This window comes from Cellulophaga sp., from assembly GCF_039943695.1.
GTDB lineage: Bacteria > Bacteroidota > Bacteroidia > Flavobacteriales > Flavobacteriaceae > Cellulophaga.
Genome location: NZ_JBDVAA010000080.1, coordinates 1 through 17,199 on the forward strand (window position 1 = coordinate 1; position 17,199 = coordinate 17,199).

A 17,199-nucleotide genomic window follows, 5' to 3' on the forward strand; every position below is an offset into this window, starting at 1 on the left:
GCCATCTAGTGCAGGAATAGGTAAAATGTTTAAAAAAGCCAACCATACAGAGAACATTGCCATAAAGTTCCAAATAAATGTCCAGTTCCACTGTTTTGGCATCATCTCTACAATTCCAATTGGGCCTTTTACTTGTTTGTAAGCTCCTGTTTTAGTGTTAAAAATAACTTTAAACTGCCTAATTTGTTTAGTTAGCACCTCAATTGTTTTGTTAAAGCCTTCTGGTATTGCTGCGCCAAAACTATAAGTATCTGTAACAAATAAATCCTCTCTATTTAACACAACTCCTATTGCCGCTTCCTCAGGAACCGTCATTCGTAATGTTTTTGGCTGTCCGTTACGTAAAACCTCTAACTCTATTTCCTTTTCAGGTGATTTTTTAATCACTCCAACAAACTCATTCCAATACGAGGTCTTTTGTCCGTTAACAGCAACAATCTCATCTCCTTTAAGAACACCTGCTTTTTCGGCTACCATACCAGACACAACACTATCAATGGTTGCTTTTTGTCTATAACTTAAAAAGTTTCTTCCTTGCGTACTAAAAACAGCCTCTTTACCTTCTGCACTTAACGGCACTGTAATTTCTTTACCGTCTCTTTTAACAGTAACCTCATCTCCTAAAATAATATCTAATACGGCATCCGTAAACTTTTTACTTTTTTTGCCATCTATAGCTAAAATTTTATCTCCTGTTTTAAGTCCTAGTTGCTCACCAATAGAATCTATTAAAATTCCGTGCTTTAAATTATCTGCAGGTATATAAGTATCTCCGTTATTAAATAATAACATTGTATAAATAAACCAAGCTAAAAAGAAGTTAACTGTTACACCACCCAACATTATAATTAAACGTTGCCAAGCCGGCTTGCTTCTAAATTCCCAAGGTTGGGGTTCACTCTTCATTTGCTCGGTATCCATACTTTCGTCTATCATACCGGCAATTTTAACATAACCACCTAAAGGCAGCCAGCCAATACCGTAAACAGTATCACCTATCTTCTTTTTAAAAAGTGAAAATTTCACATCAAAAAACAAGTAAAACTTCTCTACTTTAGTTTTAAAATATTTGGCAGGAATAAAATGCCCCAGTTCATGCAAAATAACAAGCACTGATATAATTAATATGAACTGTACTATCTGAATAAATAATTCCATTAAATCTCTTTTAGTTTTTAAGAACGAACAAAAGTACACTTTTACGGGTTCTTACAAAAAGATATACTTGCAATGACAGTATTTTTATGAATTATTTAATATGCTATTGTATTGATTATTACTTACACCTATTGTAAATTTGCACAAAAAAATATGGGCGCATTTTTTAGTAAATTTAAAGTTTTAGGCATTGTACTTTTAATAATATCTGCCGTAATAATTACGCTATTTTACAATGCTTTAAAGCCAGAAGTAAAGCTTCCTATTTACCAACCTGCAGACTTTAACACAGAATTGGTAGACTCTACACTTTTACATAAAAAAAAGTACCATACAGTTGCCAATTTTAAACTTACAAACCAAAACGGAGAAACTATTACTCAAGACAATTATGCCAATAAAATTTATGTAGCAGATTTCTTTTTTACCACCTGCCTAACTATATGTCCTACTATGACAAAAAATATGGCAAAAATACAAGAGGTTATTAAAGACGATGATGATGTTATGCTATTGTCACATTCTGTTACTCCAGAGATAGATTCTGTTGCTCAACTAAAAAAATACGCTATTAAAAAAGGGGTTATAGATAGTAAATGGAATTTAGTAACTGGAGACAGAAAAGAAATTTATGATCTTGCACGCAAGTCTTATATGGCTGCAAAAACAGACCTTAACAACCCATACAGTATGGTGCATACAGAAAATTTTGTTTTAGTTGATAAAGAAAAACGTATTCGTGGCACTTATGATGGTACAAACCCTAAGGAAATTAAAGAGCTATTAGAGGATATCAAAATTTTAAAAGCATCATATAAAGAGTAATATTGATATTAAAGAATATAAAAAAAGCATTGTATAAGTCTGTTGTTTTGCTTTTTTCCCTTATTTTTGCTCTTACTTAAAATCAATCTAAATAAAAATTGAGCACTACTGTAGCACAACTTAAAAAAGGGCAAAGAGGAATTATTAAAGATTTCTCTGAAGACACCTTACCAATAAAACTCTTAGAAATGGGATGTTTGCCAGGTAACGTTGTAGAACTTATACAGATTGCTCCTCTAAAAGACCCTATTTACATTAACGTAAATGGCTCACATATAGCGATAAGAAAATCTACTGCTACCTTAATAGAAGTAGATTTAATTGAATGAATGTAATTGAGTATGAGCAAAAATATTAATGTAGCCTTAATTGGAAATCCTAACACCGGAAAAACATCTGTTTTTAATCAGCTTACAGGGTTAAAACAAAAAGTTGGTAACTACCCAGGTATTACTGTAGAAAAAAAAGAGGGTATTTGTAAATTACCTCGTGGTGTAAAGGCACATATAATAGATTTACCAGGAACATATAGTTTAAATACTACTTCTTTAGATGAAAGTGTTGTTGTTGAATTGCTTTTAAACAAAAACGACAAAGATTTCCCAGATGTTGCCGTAGTTGTAACTGACGTAGAAAACCTAAAAAGAAACTTACTTTTATTTACACAAATAAAAGATCTTAAAATACCTGCCATTTTAGTTATTAATATGGCAGACCGTATGGCTAGAAAAGGTATTACATTAGACATACCTTTACTAGAAGAAAAATTAAACACAAAAATTGCACTTGTTAGTACTAGAAAAGGTGTTGGTATAGACAATTTAAAAGAATTAATTGCGGACTACAAAAACCTATCTACAAAGTCTAACATAGATACAACTACAATTGCTCCTGAATATTTTAACAAACTTAGAGCAGCATTCCCCAAAGAAGATGTATACAAGCTTTGGCTGGTTATTACACAAGATGTAAATTTTATGCCTATAGAGAAAAAACGCATTAAAGATGTTACTTCTTTCTCTATTAAATCTAACACAGAGCTTAAAAAGCTTCAACATAGAGAAACTGTTTTAAGGTATCAGTTTATAAATAATATTTTAAAAGAAACATACAAGGTAGACCTAACAGTTGCAAAAGGTTTTAGAGCTACTTTAGACAAAATTTTAACGCATAAAGTCTATGGCTACTTAATATTCTTTTTAATACTATTAGTTATTTTTCAAGCAATTTACGAGTGGAGTAGCTACCCAATGGATTTTATAGACGAGTCTTTTGCGCAAATGAGCGAATGGACAAAAATGACGCTACCTGCAGGGGATTTTACCAACCTTTTAGCAGAAGGCATTATAGCCGGCATAGGTGGTGTTGTAATTTTTATACCACAAATTGCTTTTCTATTCTTATTTATATCTCTGCTTGAAGAAAGCGGTTATATGAGTAGAGTTGTGTTTTTAATGGATAAGCTTATGCGCCCATTTGGACTAAGCGGTAAGTCTGTAGTTCCTTTAATTTCTGGTACCGCTTGTGCTATACCAGCGGTTATGGCAACAAGAACTATTGAAAACTGGAAAGAACGCTTAATAACCATTCTTGTAACACCATTTACAACCTGTTCTGCACGTTTACCCGTGTACTTAATAATTATTGCGCTGGTTATACCAGATGGCACATTTTTAGGCCTTAGCTATCGCGCACTAACCTTAATGCTATTGTACCTATTAGGCTTTGGAATGTCTATTTTCTCTGCAATGGTTTTACATAAAATATTACAAATTAAAAGTAGAACATTTTTTGTTATAGAAATGCCTAACTATAAACTTCCGCTGTTTAAAAATGTAGCTTATACTGTTTGGGAAAAAACAAAAAGTTTTGTGTATGGCGCTGGTAAAATAATTTTAGCAATCTCTGTTATCTTGTGGGTTTTAGGATCATATGGCTTGTCTGACAATTTTAAAAACGCAGAAGAAATTGTTAAAAACAGAATAAATACGGTTGGCTATTCTGAATTTAACCAAGACCACATTAGTGATGAAATAGCAATTTACACAGGTGAGCTTTTTACCAATTACCCAACGTTAGAGGGTAACGCTATTAAAGATTCTATAGCTACACGCACTGCTGCATTAAAATTAAAAGCTGAGAACGAGGAAATAGCTAGTTTTAAATTAGAACATTCTTTTATTGGCTATGCTGGTAAAGCAATAGAACCTATTGTAAAACCTTTGGGTTACGACTGGAAAATTGGTATTGCAGTAATAACATCGTTTGCAGCGCGAGAGGTATTTGTTGGCACATTAGCAACTATTTACAGTGTTGGTAATGACGAAGAAGAAACTATTAAAAACCGAATGGCAGCAGAGGTAAACCCTTGGAATAATAAGCCTTTATTTAATTTAGCGTCTGGAGTATCGCTATTGTTGTTTTACGCCTTTGCAATGCAATGTATGAGCACCTTAGCTATTGTAAAAAGAGAAACTAATAGCTGGAAATGGCCTGCAGCACAACTAGTTTTTATGAGTGGCTTTGCATACATAGTAGCACTTATTGCATATCAACTTTTAAAATAAGCTACGCAAACCTATAACTAAAACTACCATCTTTTTTTTCTATTATAAAAATGATTGCAGCCTTAACGTTTAAGTAGTTTATAAAGTTGTTTTTTTCTTTTAATTGATGAATAAAACTTTGGTAAACCATAGATTTATAATCCCAAGAACATCGTAATTCTAACGCTCTTTTGTGTTCTTTAAAAGAATGATGCACTATAAACAACCTGTTTTGCAAGCAACTACGCTTACCTACACTTTGCTTGTTATAGTAAAAGTTTACAATTTTTTCTGGATGCTCTAAACTAAAACTACTACGTAACTCTTTTGGCACAACTGTTCCTTTAACGTCAAAACGCAATGCAGAATTATTATAAAACTCCACATCATACTCTTGATCTCTGCTATTTGGGTTTCTGGTTACATTATTATTTGCATAAAACAAATACTCATCACACCTAGAACACTGCCATAAAAACCATCGTCTTTTAAAATAGTTTTTATCATCTGTAGTTAAACTATTAATATCTTTTTCTAAAGAGCTGAGTGTTTTACATCTAAAAAGGTTTACTTTTTTATCTGTAGTATTGTTTTGCACTTTTCCCCATTGCAATGGTATTTCTGGAGCTAGTTTTTGCAATTCCCTGCTAAGCGTATCAAACTCTAATGCGTTCATAATGGTATCTTTTAAAATGAAAACGCAATGCTAGAATATGTTTTTTATATCTAAACTTACACTCCTAAAGTTTCTCTAACCGCTAAAGCAATTGCTTTTGCTAATAAAGGCGGTACAGCGTTTCCTATTTGCACCATTTGCTTTCCTTTTGCTCCTTTAAAAATAAAATCGTCCGGAAAAGATTGTAGTCTAGCCATTTCGCGTACTGTAATGACTCTAGACTCTATTGGATGTATATTTACACCTCCGTGGTTTTCTTTTATAGTACAGCTAGCTTCATTCCAAGGGCATTTTTTCCAAGAATCCGAATAATTATCATACAAACTTTTACCCTCTGGCACTTTACCCAAGCGCTCTTTCATAGCATCACTATGCTTTGCTCTAACGTGATTAAAACTAGCGTCGTCTTTTAACTTTACCAAATCTTCTATTGCCTCTTTAGTGGTAATGTAATTTTCTGGTGACAATAATGGTTTAGGGTGTAAATTCTTTTTCCCTATTCGGTTAGCCACAAAAATTATACGTTCTCTTTTTTGAGGCACGTAATAATTAGCTGCATTTAACACAGTAACATTTACCTCATAACCTAGGTTAGCAATATCTTCTTTTATTTTATCTTCTACTTTGCCCTTTAGCATAGATCGTAAACCTTTTACGTTTTCGGCTACTATAAACTGGGGCTGTAACTCTTCAATAATTTGCAACATATCTTTATACAAAGAATTGCGCTCATCCTCTACTATACGACTACCAGACATACTAAACCCCTGACAAGGAAATCCGCCAGACAAAACAGTTAATGACTCACCATTAAGCGAATCTTTAACTGTATTTATAAATTCATCCTTAACACTCCTTTCTGTAATATCTCCTAAAATATGTGGGTGCTTAAAGTTTTCTCGATATGTCATACCTGCCTCCTTAAACCAATCTAAACCGCCAACCTGTGTAAAACCAGCCATTTCAAAACCTTTTGCCATACCACCTGCGCCACAAAACAAATCTGCAGAAGTAAGTTTAGTTTTAGAAGGTTTCTGCCAATTTTTAGATATATCTGTCCAGTTTACAACATCAGTCTTTATAGATTTAGAGGCCTTTTTAAGCGACTCTTTATTTGGAGAAATAGTTAGTGCATCACTCTTTTTAAAAACAGCTACATCTTTAGGACTTAAATAATGTACACCAAAAGTTTTTGTAGATTTAAGAGCACCAGAATGTATGTGTTTCCTAATTATTTTTTGAGAAACACCTAACTGTAACGCTACATCTTCAATACGTAAAATTTGCTCTTTAACCGCCATATAGTTAATTACTCTCCTAATTCTGTAATTTTCTTTTCGTATAAATTTTTACTTTCAATAACAGCAACATTTAACTCTTGCATAATGCCTTCTACTCTACTTTCTATACTCTCCATTTGGCTATTTATATTGTCAAAAGAGTTTAGAGCAGCTGCCACCTCTAGTGCTTTTACAACCTCCACAGCATCTCCGTGCAATAATCTTAATTTTGCAATTGCTTTAGAGGTATTTGCTAATGTGCCATTGTATTTTGTTTTTGCTTTATTAATGGCTTTTAAAAGTGTTTTTCTGCTTTGCTCGTCACTTAAGCTATTGGTTTGGGTTTCCATAGCTGTAAACAAATTAGAGGCTTTAGTTTTTAAATCCTCATACTCCTTATTTAAATTTTCTACACGCTTATTAACCTTTTCCCAGTCACCGTATACTTTAGCAAACTCTTTATCCTCATTTTTAGCATCCTCTAGGGCTCCTTTTAAAGCACTTAAAGATGTTAAACCTTTGGTTACGTTTTTGTTTGCTGTAATTTTTTTCTTTTCAAAAGAAGCTACTTGAGATTTAAACTTCTCTTTTAATCTAATTAGATCTTCTGGACTTTTGTTTTTCCAACAAGATGATAAGGTTAATAAAATAACCAATAAGGCAATACTCTTTTTCATATGTTAATTTAGTTAATGGTGGTGTAAAAATAGAAAAATTAAACTACTACTGTTTTGCTCGTTGGTAATCTGTTAATTTTTGTGGCCCTTCTAACAGCACACGCACCACCCTCAACGTACCATCTTCTGTAGTTGCAATCTGCCATTTAATTAACGATATTTTACCATTTTCTATCTCTATACCTGTAATGCTTCTTGGATGAACGCAACTACCGTCATTAAAAAAAGGAATATCTCCTGGTTCCGGAAAACGAGGTCTATGTGTATGCCCTACAACTGTAAGCTTTTCATTGTTTTGCAATATCCAACGTTTAATTCGTTTTTCAACCTTTATTAATTCTTGGTGATTTTTAGCCGGACTAGTAGGATCTGCTATACCCCAAACCTGTAACGGCTTCCAAAGTACACGCACTAAAAATCTCCCTACACGCCAAAACGTATAGTTCCACCAATCTGCTTGGTGTCCGTGTGTTAAAAAAAGTTCTTGTTGAGTATCTTTATGCTTTAAAACAATACCTTCATGATAAGTTATACCAATAAATAAATCTTTGTCTTTACCATCTATTGGCTCAAAATAACTAGACAAATGCTTTTTTACATAACTAGGGTCTTTGTACACCATATCATGGTTTCCCCAAATCATAAACAATCTATTTTGTAAATGAAACTCTCTTAATAAACCATATATGTTTTTATGTGCCGTAAAAATAGACTCAAAAGATGTGTTCTCCCAAAGCTCATCACCATCTCCCAACTCAAAATAACTATAACCTTCTTTAAAATAATGTTGTAATGCGTGGTAGTAAATGTTTCTATTATTTGCAAAATCATCTGCAAAACTATTATCTCCTCTATGACAATCACTAAAAAGTATTAACTTAGAGCTATCATCAAAAGATACTATTTTAGACTTATTATACGCTCTGGTTAATCTAGTAAAAGAAGACATATTTTAATTTTTGTATAAATATCTAAAAAAGGGATTAAATAGGATTACAACAAACGCAATAAAAAGTAATAATTATTTTGTAATTTTGCAGGCTACTCTTAGACTAAGTAAGGACAATGAAATTTGAAAACGAAATAGAGTTACCACTAAAAAGTCTTGTCAGTTTTGATAAGCTTCTTAAACAGTACGATAAAATGGCTGTTGGTAATGACCTGTTCCTTGCCCAAAAAGCAAGATTTATTTTAAATTACCAAAAACCTTACCCAGAACTACGTGAAGGTTTTACAGATTTAACTTTACTTGATAAACATAAAGATGTTATTAATGTTATTCTACAAGATACTTTCTCTGAGGTACTAACTAAGAATGAAATAAAAGCAGCATCCTTACCCTATGCAAACGTAATTTTTAACTCGTCTGAGAGATTTAAAAAAATTATAGAGGATGCAGGTGAAGGTTTTGAACTTGAAATTAAAAACGTAGAAGAAAGATTAAATTATATTATGGCAAGTACCGTAATATTGAATTTTCATTATGGTTTTAATTTAGACTTTAGAAGACCTATGTTTTATGAAATTCCGGATAAAAACGGAGTTATGAGACACTATAGAATATTGTACAATGCAGATTTTATAGATATTAAACCAAACAAAAATGCTAAAAAATTAACACAAGCAGATGTAGATGAACTATTAGAAAACTTTGATAATCTAGAACTATGGAAAGAAAAAATTCCGCCAAATAGTTTTACATCTAAAGGTTTTGTAATTTCTAATATGTTTGATGTTACAGCAGAGCACTCAATCTCCGAAATAAAATCTAGTCTTATTTCAAGTGACAAAAGAGGCTCTGAGTTTTTTATGGAAGACTTCCAAAATACATTTAAGTCGTTATTTGGCCTTCCTAATTTAAAAGTTGGTTTTTCTATACATAATAGCAAAGAAGATACTTTTGAAAAAGTACACGGAATAGGTATAGAAAGTTTTATACTTAATAAAAGTGCCAATGTAGATTGTAAAACTGCATTGTGTAAAAACACTTATGAGACAATTTTAAAAGAGCATAAATACTTTGTAATTTCAGACTTAGATAAATATGCCAAATCAGCTCCAGATAACAACCTATATGCTACACTTGCAGAACAAGGAATAAAAAGTGCAATTATAGCACCAATATCTGATGGCAAACAATTGCTTGGTGTTTTAGAATTAGCCTCTACAAAAAGATACAACTTAAACAATGTTAACGCGCAAAAATTACAAGATGTAATGCCATACATTGTAACAGCTGTTTTACGTTCTAAAGCTGAAGAAGAAAACCTTATTGAAGCTGTAATACAACAAGAATGTACCACAGTACACTCTTCTGTTCTTTGGAGGTTTGAAAACGAAGCAATACGCTTTATTAGAGCAGATGCTGAAGGTCTAGACCCTACATTTAAAGAAATTGTTTTTAAAGATGTACACCCTCTTTATGGTCAAATAGACATTAAAGATTCATCTACATTTAGAAATAATTCTATACAAAAAGACCTTTTAATACAACTAACCGAAGTAAACAATGTACTTACTAAGGCTTGGGAAATTAATAAATTACACATTTATGAAGAATTATTGTTTAGAAGCAATAGTTATTTAGATGAAGTAAAAGAAATTTTAAATACAAATAGTGAGCAAACTATATTAGAGTTCATAAAAAAGGAGATAGCTCCTGTTTTTAAACACTTAAAAAATACAGAGCCTAAAATTGCAAATTTAATTAACACTTACGAAGAAGGTATAGACCCTAATACTGGGTCTTACTATGATCATAGGAAAAACTATGACCAAAGTGTTATGAAGATTAACGAGAAACTTGCTCAGGTTTTAGACAAAAAACAAGTAGAAGCACAAGAAATGTTTCCGCATTATTTTGAGCGCTATAAAACAGATGGTGTAGAACACAATATCTACATTGGAGAATCTATATCACAGAGTAAAGAATACAATTCTTTTTACCTAAAAAACTTAAGGTTGTGGCAGTTGCAGGTAATGTATGACATGGAAAATGAGTACTACAACCTAAAACCAAAACTACCAATAGCATTAGATGTTGCATCTTTATTATTAGTTTATAACACATCTTTATCTATTAGATTTAGAATGGATGAAAAACGTTTTGATGTAGATGGTACATACAATGCCAGATATGAGGTTATTAAAAAACGTATAGACAAATCTTATATAAAAGGAACTAACGAAAGGTTAACCCAAAAAGGAAAACTTTCTATTGTTTACTCTCAGAAGAAAGATGAGTTAGAGTACTTACGCTACATTCGTTTTTTACGCTCTAAAGGATATTTTTCTAAAAATGTAGAAGTACTAGAGCTAGAAGGCTTACAAGGTGTTGCTGGTTTAAAAGCAATACGTGTAGAAATTTTATATAAAAAAGATAAAGAGTCTAAAGAAACATACACTTATGATGATTTAATGCACGAGTTAAAGCATTAATAAATAGATCATAAAAAAAGGCGAATATTACATATAATATTCGCCTTTTTCTATTTTATAACTTAGCCACTACAATATTACTGCTTCCCTTGGCCCATAAAAATGTAATGCTAAAAAGAAAGACAATACAGAGACTATCATTCCAAACATAAAAATAGCATAGGTCCACCTTAACAATTTATATTTTCTATCTAAAACCAATCCTAAAAAGTACAAATCTTTAGTTAGGGAAGAATATACATAGGACTGATCTTTAATTAACTCTTTCATAGCCCACTCATAATCCTCTAGTTTCATTTTATGAAAATTACCAAAAAACAATAAGTTTACTTTTTTATTATCTACATCTTCTTTAGTAAACTGTCCGCTTGTAATATTTGGTCTTGTAGCAATTATAGACAAAACCATAGATATTACACTAAAAAACATAAACAAAGCCGTAGGGAGTATTAAGTACTTATTAGAAGGACTATCTAGTTTTGGCATTAAATCTGCCAGTACTAAAGAAATAATTATAGCATTTACAGACAGTAAAATATTTGCTTTAGTATCTGCAATATCGCTTAACTTTAAGTGGTTACGCATAGTAACCCTATACATAGTTTGCACACCTCTTTCCGGACTCTTGTCTTTAAATTCTGATTTATATTGCGCCTTAACTTTTTCCTTTTTTACCAGCTTCTTCATTTTCTTCCTAGCCTTAATTAATTTAGCCAAGTTATCATCTTTGGTTTCTTGCCAGTTTTTAATAGCATACTCTGTATAAAACCTATGTTTGGTCTGAAACATTCTTATGTTAGTGTCTCTCCACTCTGCTGGGGAATAATCTACCAATCCTAATAATGATAATTCTTCCCTTAGCATTTCTGTAGTCTCTAAGTAACTTTCTTTTCCTAAATGAGACCCATCTGCATCTCTAATAATTTCCTCTTGAAGGTTTTTAGGCTCATACCCTTTTTTAGTAGCTAAAATTAAATTACAAATATTTTCTATTCGTTTTTCCTCAAAAGATTTTCCTTTTAAAAATTCACGAGCAATATCACAACTACGCTCTTCATGTTCCTTAGCACTCTTTGTGTAACCTGCATCATGAAACCACGCTGCTAAAAGTAAGTCGTCATGCTCTTTTACGTCTAACTTATAAAAATCTAACAATTCTTGCGTACTTTTGACAACACGTTGAGTATGCCTAATGTTGTGGTACAAAAAACTAGAGCTTAACTCGTTGGTTAATAGACTAATTACATAATCTTCGGTTTCCTGAATAATATTTGCCATAACTTTAATATAAGATGCATCACAAATTACAAAATTAAAATCTTTATGAATACTTCTATTAGTAAATATTGTTGGTCGTTAAGTATTTTTATCCTTACTGGTTGTGCAACAGTAAAAACTAAATATGATAATAAGAAGCAGAGCATAGACGTTACTACTAATAAAGAAATAGAGCACACTTTTTATTTGATTGGGGACGCAGGAAAATCACCTATTAATGGTATGAATCCTGTTTTAAAGTCCTTCAAAAAAAGAATTGATAAAGCAGATAAAAATAGTTCTGTTTTATTTTTAGGCGATAATATTTACCCTGCCGGAATGCCAGACCCTAAAGATTCTACTGCAGCGTATTTAACAGCTAAAAGTCATTTAGATGCACAACTAAAAACTTTAGAAAATTTTAAAGGAAAACCGCTCTTTATTCCTGGTAACCATGATTGGTATACCGAAGGTTTAGTAGGACTAGAACGAGAGCAAAAATACATACAAGAAGCACTAGGTAGTAAAGATGTCTTTTTACCAGAAGATGGCTGCCCATTAGAAACCATAGAGGTAAATGACAACCTAATAATTATAGCCATAGATACAGAGTGGTACTTAACCAACTGGAATAAACGCCCAGATATTAATGACAAATGTGATATTAAAAGCAGAGAAAAGTTTTTAATAGAGTTAGAAAGTTTAATTTCTAAAAACAGACAAAAAACTACGGTTATTGCAATGCATCACCCAATGTTTAGTTACGGTTCTCACGGCGGACAATATTCGTTTAAAAAACATTTTTACCCTAAACCTGGAGTTGGCCCATTACCTATTTTAGGCACTTTTTTAAATATACTTAGAAAAACAGCCGGACCATCTTCTGAAGACTTACAAGGCAAAAGATATAGAGAATTAAGAAACCGAGTTGTTACACTTGCACAATACTCTAACAAAGTAATTTTTGTGTCTGGTCACGAGCACTCTTTACAATATATTGTAGAAGAAAACACACCACAAATTGTTAGTGGAGCAGGAGCTAAAAGTGGAGAAACAAGACTTATTAATGGCAGTAAGTTTTCTACAGGAGAAAAAGGGTACGCTACTTTAGAAGTTTACAAAGATGGTTCTTCTAGGGTGCGCTATTTTGGCCTAGATGATAACAATAATGAGAAATTTTTATTCACCTCTGAAGTTTTACCTGAAGACAAAAAATTATTTACCAAAAAACTGCCAGATAGTTTCCCTGCAACAACAACCGCATCTATATACACGCAAGAAGAAATTACAAAAACAGGTTTTCATAATTTTATATGGGGAGACCGTTACCGCAAATACTATGGCACACCTGTAACAGTACCAACCTTAAGTTTAGATACTATTTATGGCGGATTAACTCCTGTTAGAGCAGGTGGTGGTCACCAATCTAAATCGTTACGTTTAGCAGATAAAAACGGCAAAGAATACGTAATGCGCTCTATGCGTAAAAGTGCAGAATTGTACTTACAGTCTATGGCTTTTAAAGATCAATATGTGGTTGGTGAGTTTGAAAATACTGCCGTAGAAAAACTACTTATGGATTTCTATACAGGCTCACACCCGTATGCACCATATATTGTTTCTACATTATCTGACGCTATAGACATCTACCACACCAATCCTAAATTATACTACATCCCCAAACAAAAAGCATTAGGAGATTTTAATGTAAATTATGGTGATGAGTTATATATGTTTGAAGAACATGCTGGTGATAACCATGGAAATTTAAAAAGTTTTGGCTATGCTAATGAACTTAAAAGTACAGACAGCATGCTTGAAGATTTACGTGATGATGAAAAATACGCAGTTGATGATAAACTATACTTAAGAGCACGTCTTTTTGATATGGTAATTGGTGATTGGGACAGACACACAGACCAATGGCGCTGGGCAGAAAACAGGAAAAATAAAAAAATAATTTATAAGCCAGTACCTAGAGACAGGGATCAGGTTTTTTCTAATATGGGAGACGGACCTTTAATGAGTTTGGCAACCAGAATTGTGCCTTCTTTACGCTTAATGGAAGGCTTTAACGAAGAAATAAGAAGCGTACGAGGTTTTAACTCATCTCCTAAAACTTATGTCTTAGACATTGCCTTATTAAACGAAACCAACCTAAAAGATTGGATAGCAGAAGCGGAATACATACAAGACAATTTAACAGAAGAGGTAATAGATAAATCTTTCAAAGATTTTCCTGTAGAAATACAAGACAGCTCTTTGCCTAAACTTAAAGAAATATTATTGTCTCGAATTTCTCATCTAAAAGAATACGCTAAAGAATACCACAGAATTTTAAACAAATTTGCAGTAGTAACAGGTACAGATAAGGATGATTGGTTTGAGATTAATCACTTAAACAAAAAAGAAGTACAAGTAAAAGCATACCGTAATATTAAAGGAGAAAAAGATAAACTTTTTTTTGATAAAACTTTTAATAGTGATGTTACTAAAGAGATATGGATTTACGGCTTAGATGACGATGACTATTTTGAAGATAATGGTACCGCACGTAACAATATAAGAATTAGAATTATTGGCGGACAAAACAATGATATTTATAACCTTACTGAAGGTCAAAAAATAACCATTTACGATTATAAGTCTAAGAAAAATACATTTAAAGAAACTAATAACGCAAGAATTAAACTAACAGATGACTACAACACAAATGTTTACAATCCGTTAGCAATACGCAACAGCGTTAATCAAATTATACCAACAGTAGGTTTTAATCCGGATGATGGTTTAAAAATTGGCTTTACAAACACATTTACATACAATGGTTTTAGATTAAATCCGTTTACAGAAAAACATACTTTTAACGCTTCTTTTTACTTTGCCACACAAGGTTTTGATTTTGGATATACTGGTGAGTTTGCAAACATCTTTGGAAACTGGAATTTTGAGGTTGAAACAAGGTTTACCAGTCCAAACTTTAGTGTAAACTTTTTTGGTTTAGGAAACAAAAGCATTAATAATGATGACGATCTAGGAATGGATTACAACCGTGTTAAACTAGAGCAAATTAAAGTTGTGCCTTCTATAGTTTATAACGGACAATTAGGTAGTAAATTTAAAGCAGGTATTGGTTTAGAAACTATTGAGGTAGAAGAAACAGAAGACAGGTTTATTAATACATTTTACGTAGCTAATAATGAAGATGTACGTAACACTTTTTTAGGCGTAGATGCTACATATACTTACGAAAATAAAGACAATGCTGCTTTTCCTACAATGGGAATGTCTACAATGATAAAAGCGGGCTACAAACAATCATTAGTAAATGACAGTCAAAATTATGCCTATATAATTCCTAGTCTTGCTTTTGATTACAAGTTAGTACCAAACGGAAGATTAGTGTTAGCTACTAAATGGAAAGCTCATTTTAACATAGGAGATGATTATGAGTTTTACCAAGGAGCAACAGTTGGCGGCATAGATGGCTTAAGAGGCTATAGAAACCAACGTTTTACAGGAAAAAAAGCATACTACCAAAATACAGATATACGTTTTAGTCTTAGAAAAATGAAAACAAACATAATACCTATATCACTAGGTGTGTATTCTGGTTTTGATTATGGACGTATTTGGTTACCTACAGAAGACTCTGATGAATGGAAAACATCTTACGGTGGAGGTCTATTTTTAAATGGAGCAAATGTAGTTTCTGCTAGAGTTGCTTTATTTTATGCTGATGAAGGACCAAGATTTACATTTGGACTAGGGTTTGGCTTTTAAACCCTAGTTTAGCTTGTAAACATATAAATTACCGCCTGTTTTTTTTCTTGCCTCATCTGCCAAATACAGCGTTGTATTATTTATGAAACAAACAGATTCTAGTTGCGTCCTAACTCCTAAATCTATAGAATCTACAGTTCCTGTTGTAAAATCATCGGTATTAAAATTTGTAAATTTCCAAAGCATACCGTTACCTATAAGCACAATTGTTTTCTCGTCTGGAGAAATAGCGGCAGACGTTACCCTGCTTGTACGTTCGTCTGTACCTGCCATAAAACTACCAACAAGTTCCGCTTTATACTTACCTTTAACAGCTGGCACCTTGTAAATAAAAGCTTCACCTGTAAACGGAGTAGCTCTATTTTTTGTAATTATGTAAAGATTATTTTTCCAATAAAAAAGTGATTCTGCATCATACAACAATCCTTTTTTCTTTGGTGAAAAATCGGTTTGATCTGGATAGCTAAATTCTATTTTCTCAGCCTCTATATCATCACCTTTTATGGTATTTGGGTTTGGAACTTTTAAAATCTCTAGATCATCTCTGTCACTAGCATTGTTGCCAAAATCACCTATGTAAACATTTCCTTTATTGTCTTTGGTTAAATCTTCCCAATCGTGATTTTTACCATTTTTAACCTTTAGTGTTTTTTGCCAATCTCCAACAGCATTAATCTTATAAAGTTCATCTTTATTCCCCTTATCTTCAATTAACCATATATGATCTTCTCCAAAATTAACCAATCCAGATACTTCCTTAAACTCTTCAGGGATATTAGCAACTACTTTTAATTGACCGTAATTACTACAGCCAACTAAAAGTAATAAACAACTTAATCCTAAATAATTTTTCATAGACTATGCTCCTGGAAAATTTGCTTTTCTTTTTTCTAAAAATGCTGTAGTACCCTCTTTAAAATCTTCGGTTCCAAAGCAAGCACCAAAAGCCTCTATTTCTACATCATAACCATCTTTTACATAGCCAGCGTTAACTGCTTTTATTGCTGCAGAAATTGCAACAGAAGAGTTGTTAGTTATTTTACCTATTAGCTTGCTGCAAAGCGGCATTAATTCTTCTTGTGTAACAACATAATTTACCAAACCATAGTTTAATGCTTTATCTGCAGAAATCATTCCTGCTGTCATTATAAGCTCCATAGCTCTTCCTTTGCCTACTAATTGAGGCAAACGTTGTGTACCACCATACCCTGGAATTACACCTAAAGAAACTTCTGGTAAACCCATTTTTGCATTATCACTAGCTACTCTAAAATGGCAAGCCATAGACAATTCTAAACCGCCACCTAAAGCAAAACCATTAATGGCTGCAATAACTGGTGTACTTAAATTTTCAATTAAATTAAAAAGCTCATCTTGACCTTTACGAGCCAATTTAGCTCCTTCTTCTTCAGAAAAATCTGCAAACTCAGATATGTCTGCGCCAGCAACAAAAGCTTTCTCTCCACTACCCGTTAAAACAATTGCCTTAACACTTTTATCTGCTTCTAAATCTGTAAAAGCGGTGTGCAGCTCTAAAATAGTAGCTTTATTTAAAGCAT

General features: G+C 32.5%; 13 protein-coding genes. 5 read left to right on the forward strand and 8 right to left on the reverse strand.

Annotated features, from left to right (window positions below; genetic code table 11):
• On the reverse strand, nucleotides 1-1,158 hold a 1,158-nt coding region (gene rseP, locus ABJD66_RS05645), incomplete at its 3' end, for an RIP metalloprotease RseP (protein ID WP_348129171.1).
• A 153-nt stretch (nucleotides 1,159-1,311) separates the two neighbouring features.
• Here rseP and ABJD66_RS05650 point away from each other — a divergent pair.
• From ABJD66_RS05650 to feoB, 3 genes are all read left to right on the forward strand, one after another.
• On the forward strand, nucleotides 1,312-1,983 hold the full coding sequence (locus ABJD66_RS05650; protein WP_348129174.1) for an SCO family protein: 672 nt from the start codon (nucleotides 1,312-1,314) through the stop codon (nucleotides 1,981-1,983).
• Nucleotides 1,984-2,081: 98 nt separating this feature from the next.
• The gene (locus tag ABJD66_RS05655; RefSeq protein WP_100894110.1) at nucleotides 2,082-2,312 is read left to right on the forward strand and encodes a FeoA family protein; all 231 of its coding nucleotides are present in this window, start codon (nucleotides 2,082-2,084) and stop codon (nucleotides 2,310-2,312) included.
• A 12-nt stretch (nucleotides 2,313-2,324) separates the two neighbouring features.
• On the forward strand, nucleotides 2,325-4,550 hold the full coding sequence (gene feoB, locus ABJD66_RS05660; RefSeq protein WP_100894111.1) for a ferrous iron transport protein B: 2,226 nt from the start codon (nucleotides 2,325-2,327) through the stop codon (nucleotides 4,548-4,550).
• Nucleotide 4,551: 1 nt separating this feature from the next.
• Here feoB and ABJD66_RS05665 read toward each other — a convergent pair whose 3' ends face one another.
• Genes ABJD66_RS05665 through ABJD66_RS05680 form a run of 4 tightly spaced genes read right to left on the reverse strand, consistent with a single transcriptional unit; the run spans nucleotide 4,552 to nucleotide 8,111 of the window.
• Complete coding sequence (locus tag ABJD66_RS05665) at nucleotides 4,552-5,205, reverse strand: hypothetical protein (protein WP_348129179.1); 654 nt, start codon at nucleotides 5,203-5,205, stop codon at nucleotides 4,552-4,554.
• A 56-nt stretch (nucleotides 5,206-5,261) separates the two neighbouring features.
• Nucleotides 5,262-6,506: a DNA cytosine methyltransferase gene (locus ABJD66_RS05670; RefSeq protein ID WP_348129182.1), complete on the reverse strand. Its 1,245-nt coding sequence runs from the start codon at nucleotides 6,504-6,506 to the stop codon at nucleotides 5,262-5,264.
• 8 nt (nucleotides 6,507-6,514) lie between these two features.
• Complete coding sequence (locus tag ABJD66_RS05675) at nucleotides 6,515-7,162, reverse strand: hypothetical protein (RefSeq protein WP_100894114.1); 648 nt, start codon at nucleotides 7,160-7,162, stop codon at nucleotides 6,515-6,517.
• A 46-nt stretch (nucleotides 7,163-7,208) separates the two neighbouring features.
• Nucleotides 7,209-8,111, reverse strand: coding sequence for a metallophosphoesterase (locus ABJD66_RS05680; protein ID WP_100894115.1), 903 nt, complete (start codon nucleotides 8,109-8,111; stop codon nucleotides 7,209-7,211).
• Between the two features lie 116 nt (nucleotides 8,112-8,227).
• Here ABJD66_RS05680 and ABJD66_RS05685 point away from each other — a divergent pair, with 116 nt between their 5' ends.
• Nucleotides 8,228-10,600: a GAF domain-containing protein gene (locus ABJD66_RS05685; RefSeq protein ID WP_348129186.1), complete on the forward strand. Its 2,373-nt coding sequence runs from the start codon at nucleotides 8,228-8,230 to the stop codon at nucleotides 10,598-10,600.
• A gap of 69 nt (nucleotides 10,601-10,669) precedes the next feature.
• On the opposite strand, the gene ABJD66_RS05690 is transcribed toward ABJD66_RS05685, so the two are convergent.
• Nucleotides 10,670-11,878, reverse strand: coding sequence for a Pycsar system effector family protein (locus tag ABJD66_RS05690; protein ID WP_100894117.1), 1,209 nt, complete (start codon nucleotides 11,876-11,878; stop codon nucleotides 10,670-10,672).
• Nucleotides 11,879-11,923: 45 nt separating this feature from the next.
• Between ABJD66_RS05690 and ABJD66_RS05695 the strand changes: the two genes are divergently transcribed.
• Nucleotides 11,924-15,640 (forward strand): metallophosphoesterase, encoded by a 3,717-nt coding sequence (locus ABJD66_RS05695; RefSeq protein WP_348129189.1) that lies wholly within the window; start codon nucleotides 11,924-11,926, stop codon nucleotides 15,638-15,640.
• A 3-nt stretch (nucleotides 15,641-15,643) separates the two neighbouring features.
• Here the strand turns inward: ABJD66_RS05695 and ABJD66_RS05700 are convergent, their stop codons facing one another.
• Nucleotides 15,644-16,495 (reverse strand): hypothetical protein, encoded by an 852-nt coding sequence (locus ABJD66_RS05700; protein ID WP_348129192.1) that lies wholly within the window; start codon nucleotides 16,493-16,495, stop codon nucleotides 15,644-15,646.
• 3 nt (nucleotides 16,496-16,498) lie between these two features.
• Nucleotides 16,499-17,199: enoyl-CoA hydratase-related protein (locus ABJD66_RS05705; RefSeq protein ID WP_348129195.1), on the reverse strand; the 701-nt coding region annotated here is incomplete at its 5' end.

Bases quoted from the DNA above. Each gene is read 5' to 3' on its own strand.
- ABJD66_RS05670 (WP_348129182.1), bottom strand. From the start codon at position 6,506: ATGGCGGTTAAAGAGCAAATTTTACGTATTGAAGATGTAGCGTTACAG.
- ABJD66_RS05665 (WP_348129179.1), bottom strand. From the start codon at position 5,205: ATGAACGCATTAGAGTTTGATACGCTTAGCAGGGAATTGCAAAAACTA.
- ABJD66_RS05700 (WP_348129192.1), bottom strand. From the start codon at position 16,495: ATGAAAAATTATTTAGGATTAAGTTGTTTATTACTTTTAGTTGGCTGT.
- ABJD66_RS05680 (WP_100894115.1), bottom strand. From the start codon at position 8,111: ATGTCTTCTTTTACTAGATTAACCAGAGCGTATAATAAGTCTAAAATA.
- feoB (WP_100894111.1), top strand. From the start codon at position 2,325: ATGAGCAAAAATATTAATGTAGCCTTAATTGGAAATCCTAACACCGGA.
- ABJD66_RS05675 (WP_100894114.1), bottom strand. From the start codon at position 7,162: ATGAAAAAGAGTATTGCCTTATTGGTTATTTTATTAACCTTATCATCT.
- ABJD66_RS05695 (WP_348129189.1), top strand. From the start codon at position 11,924: ATGAATACTTCTATTAGTAAATATTGTTGGTCGTTAAGTATTTTTATC.
- ABJD66_RS05690 (WP_100894117.1), bottom strand. From the start codon at position 11,878: ATGGCAAATATTATTCAGGAAACCGAAGATTATGTAATTAGTCTATTA.
- ABJD66_RS05650 (WP_348129174.1), top strand. From the start codon at position 1,312: ATGGGCGCATTTTTTAGTAAATTTAAAGTTTTAGGCATTGTACTTTTA.
- ABJD66_RS05685 (WP_348129186.1), top strand. From the start codon at position 8,228: ATGAAATTTGAAAACGAAATAGAGTTACCACTAAAAAGTCTTGTCAGT.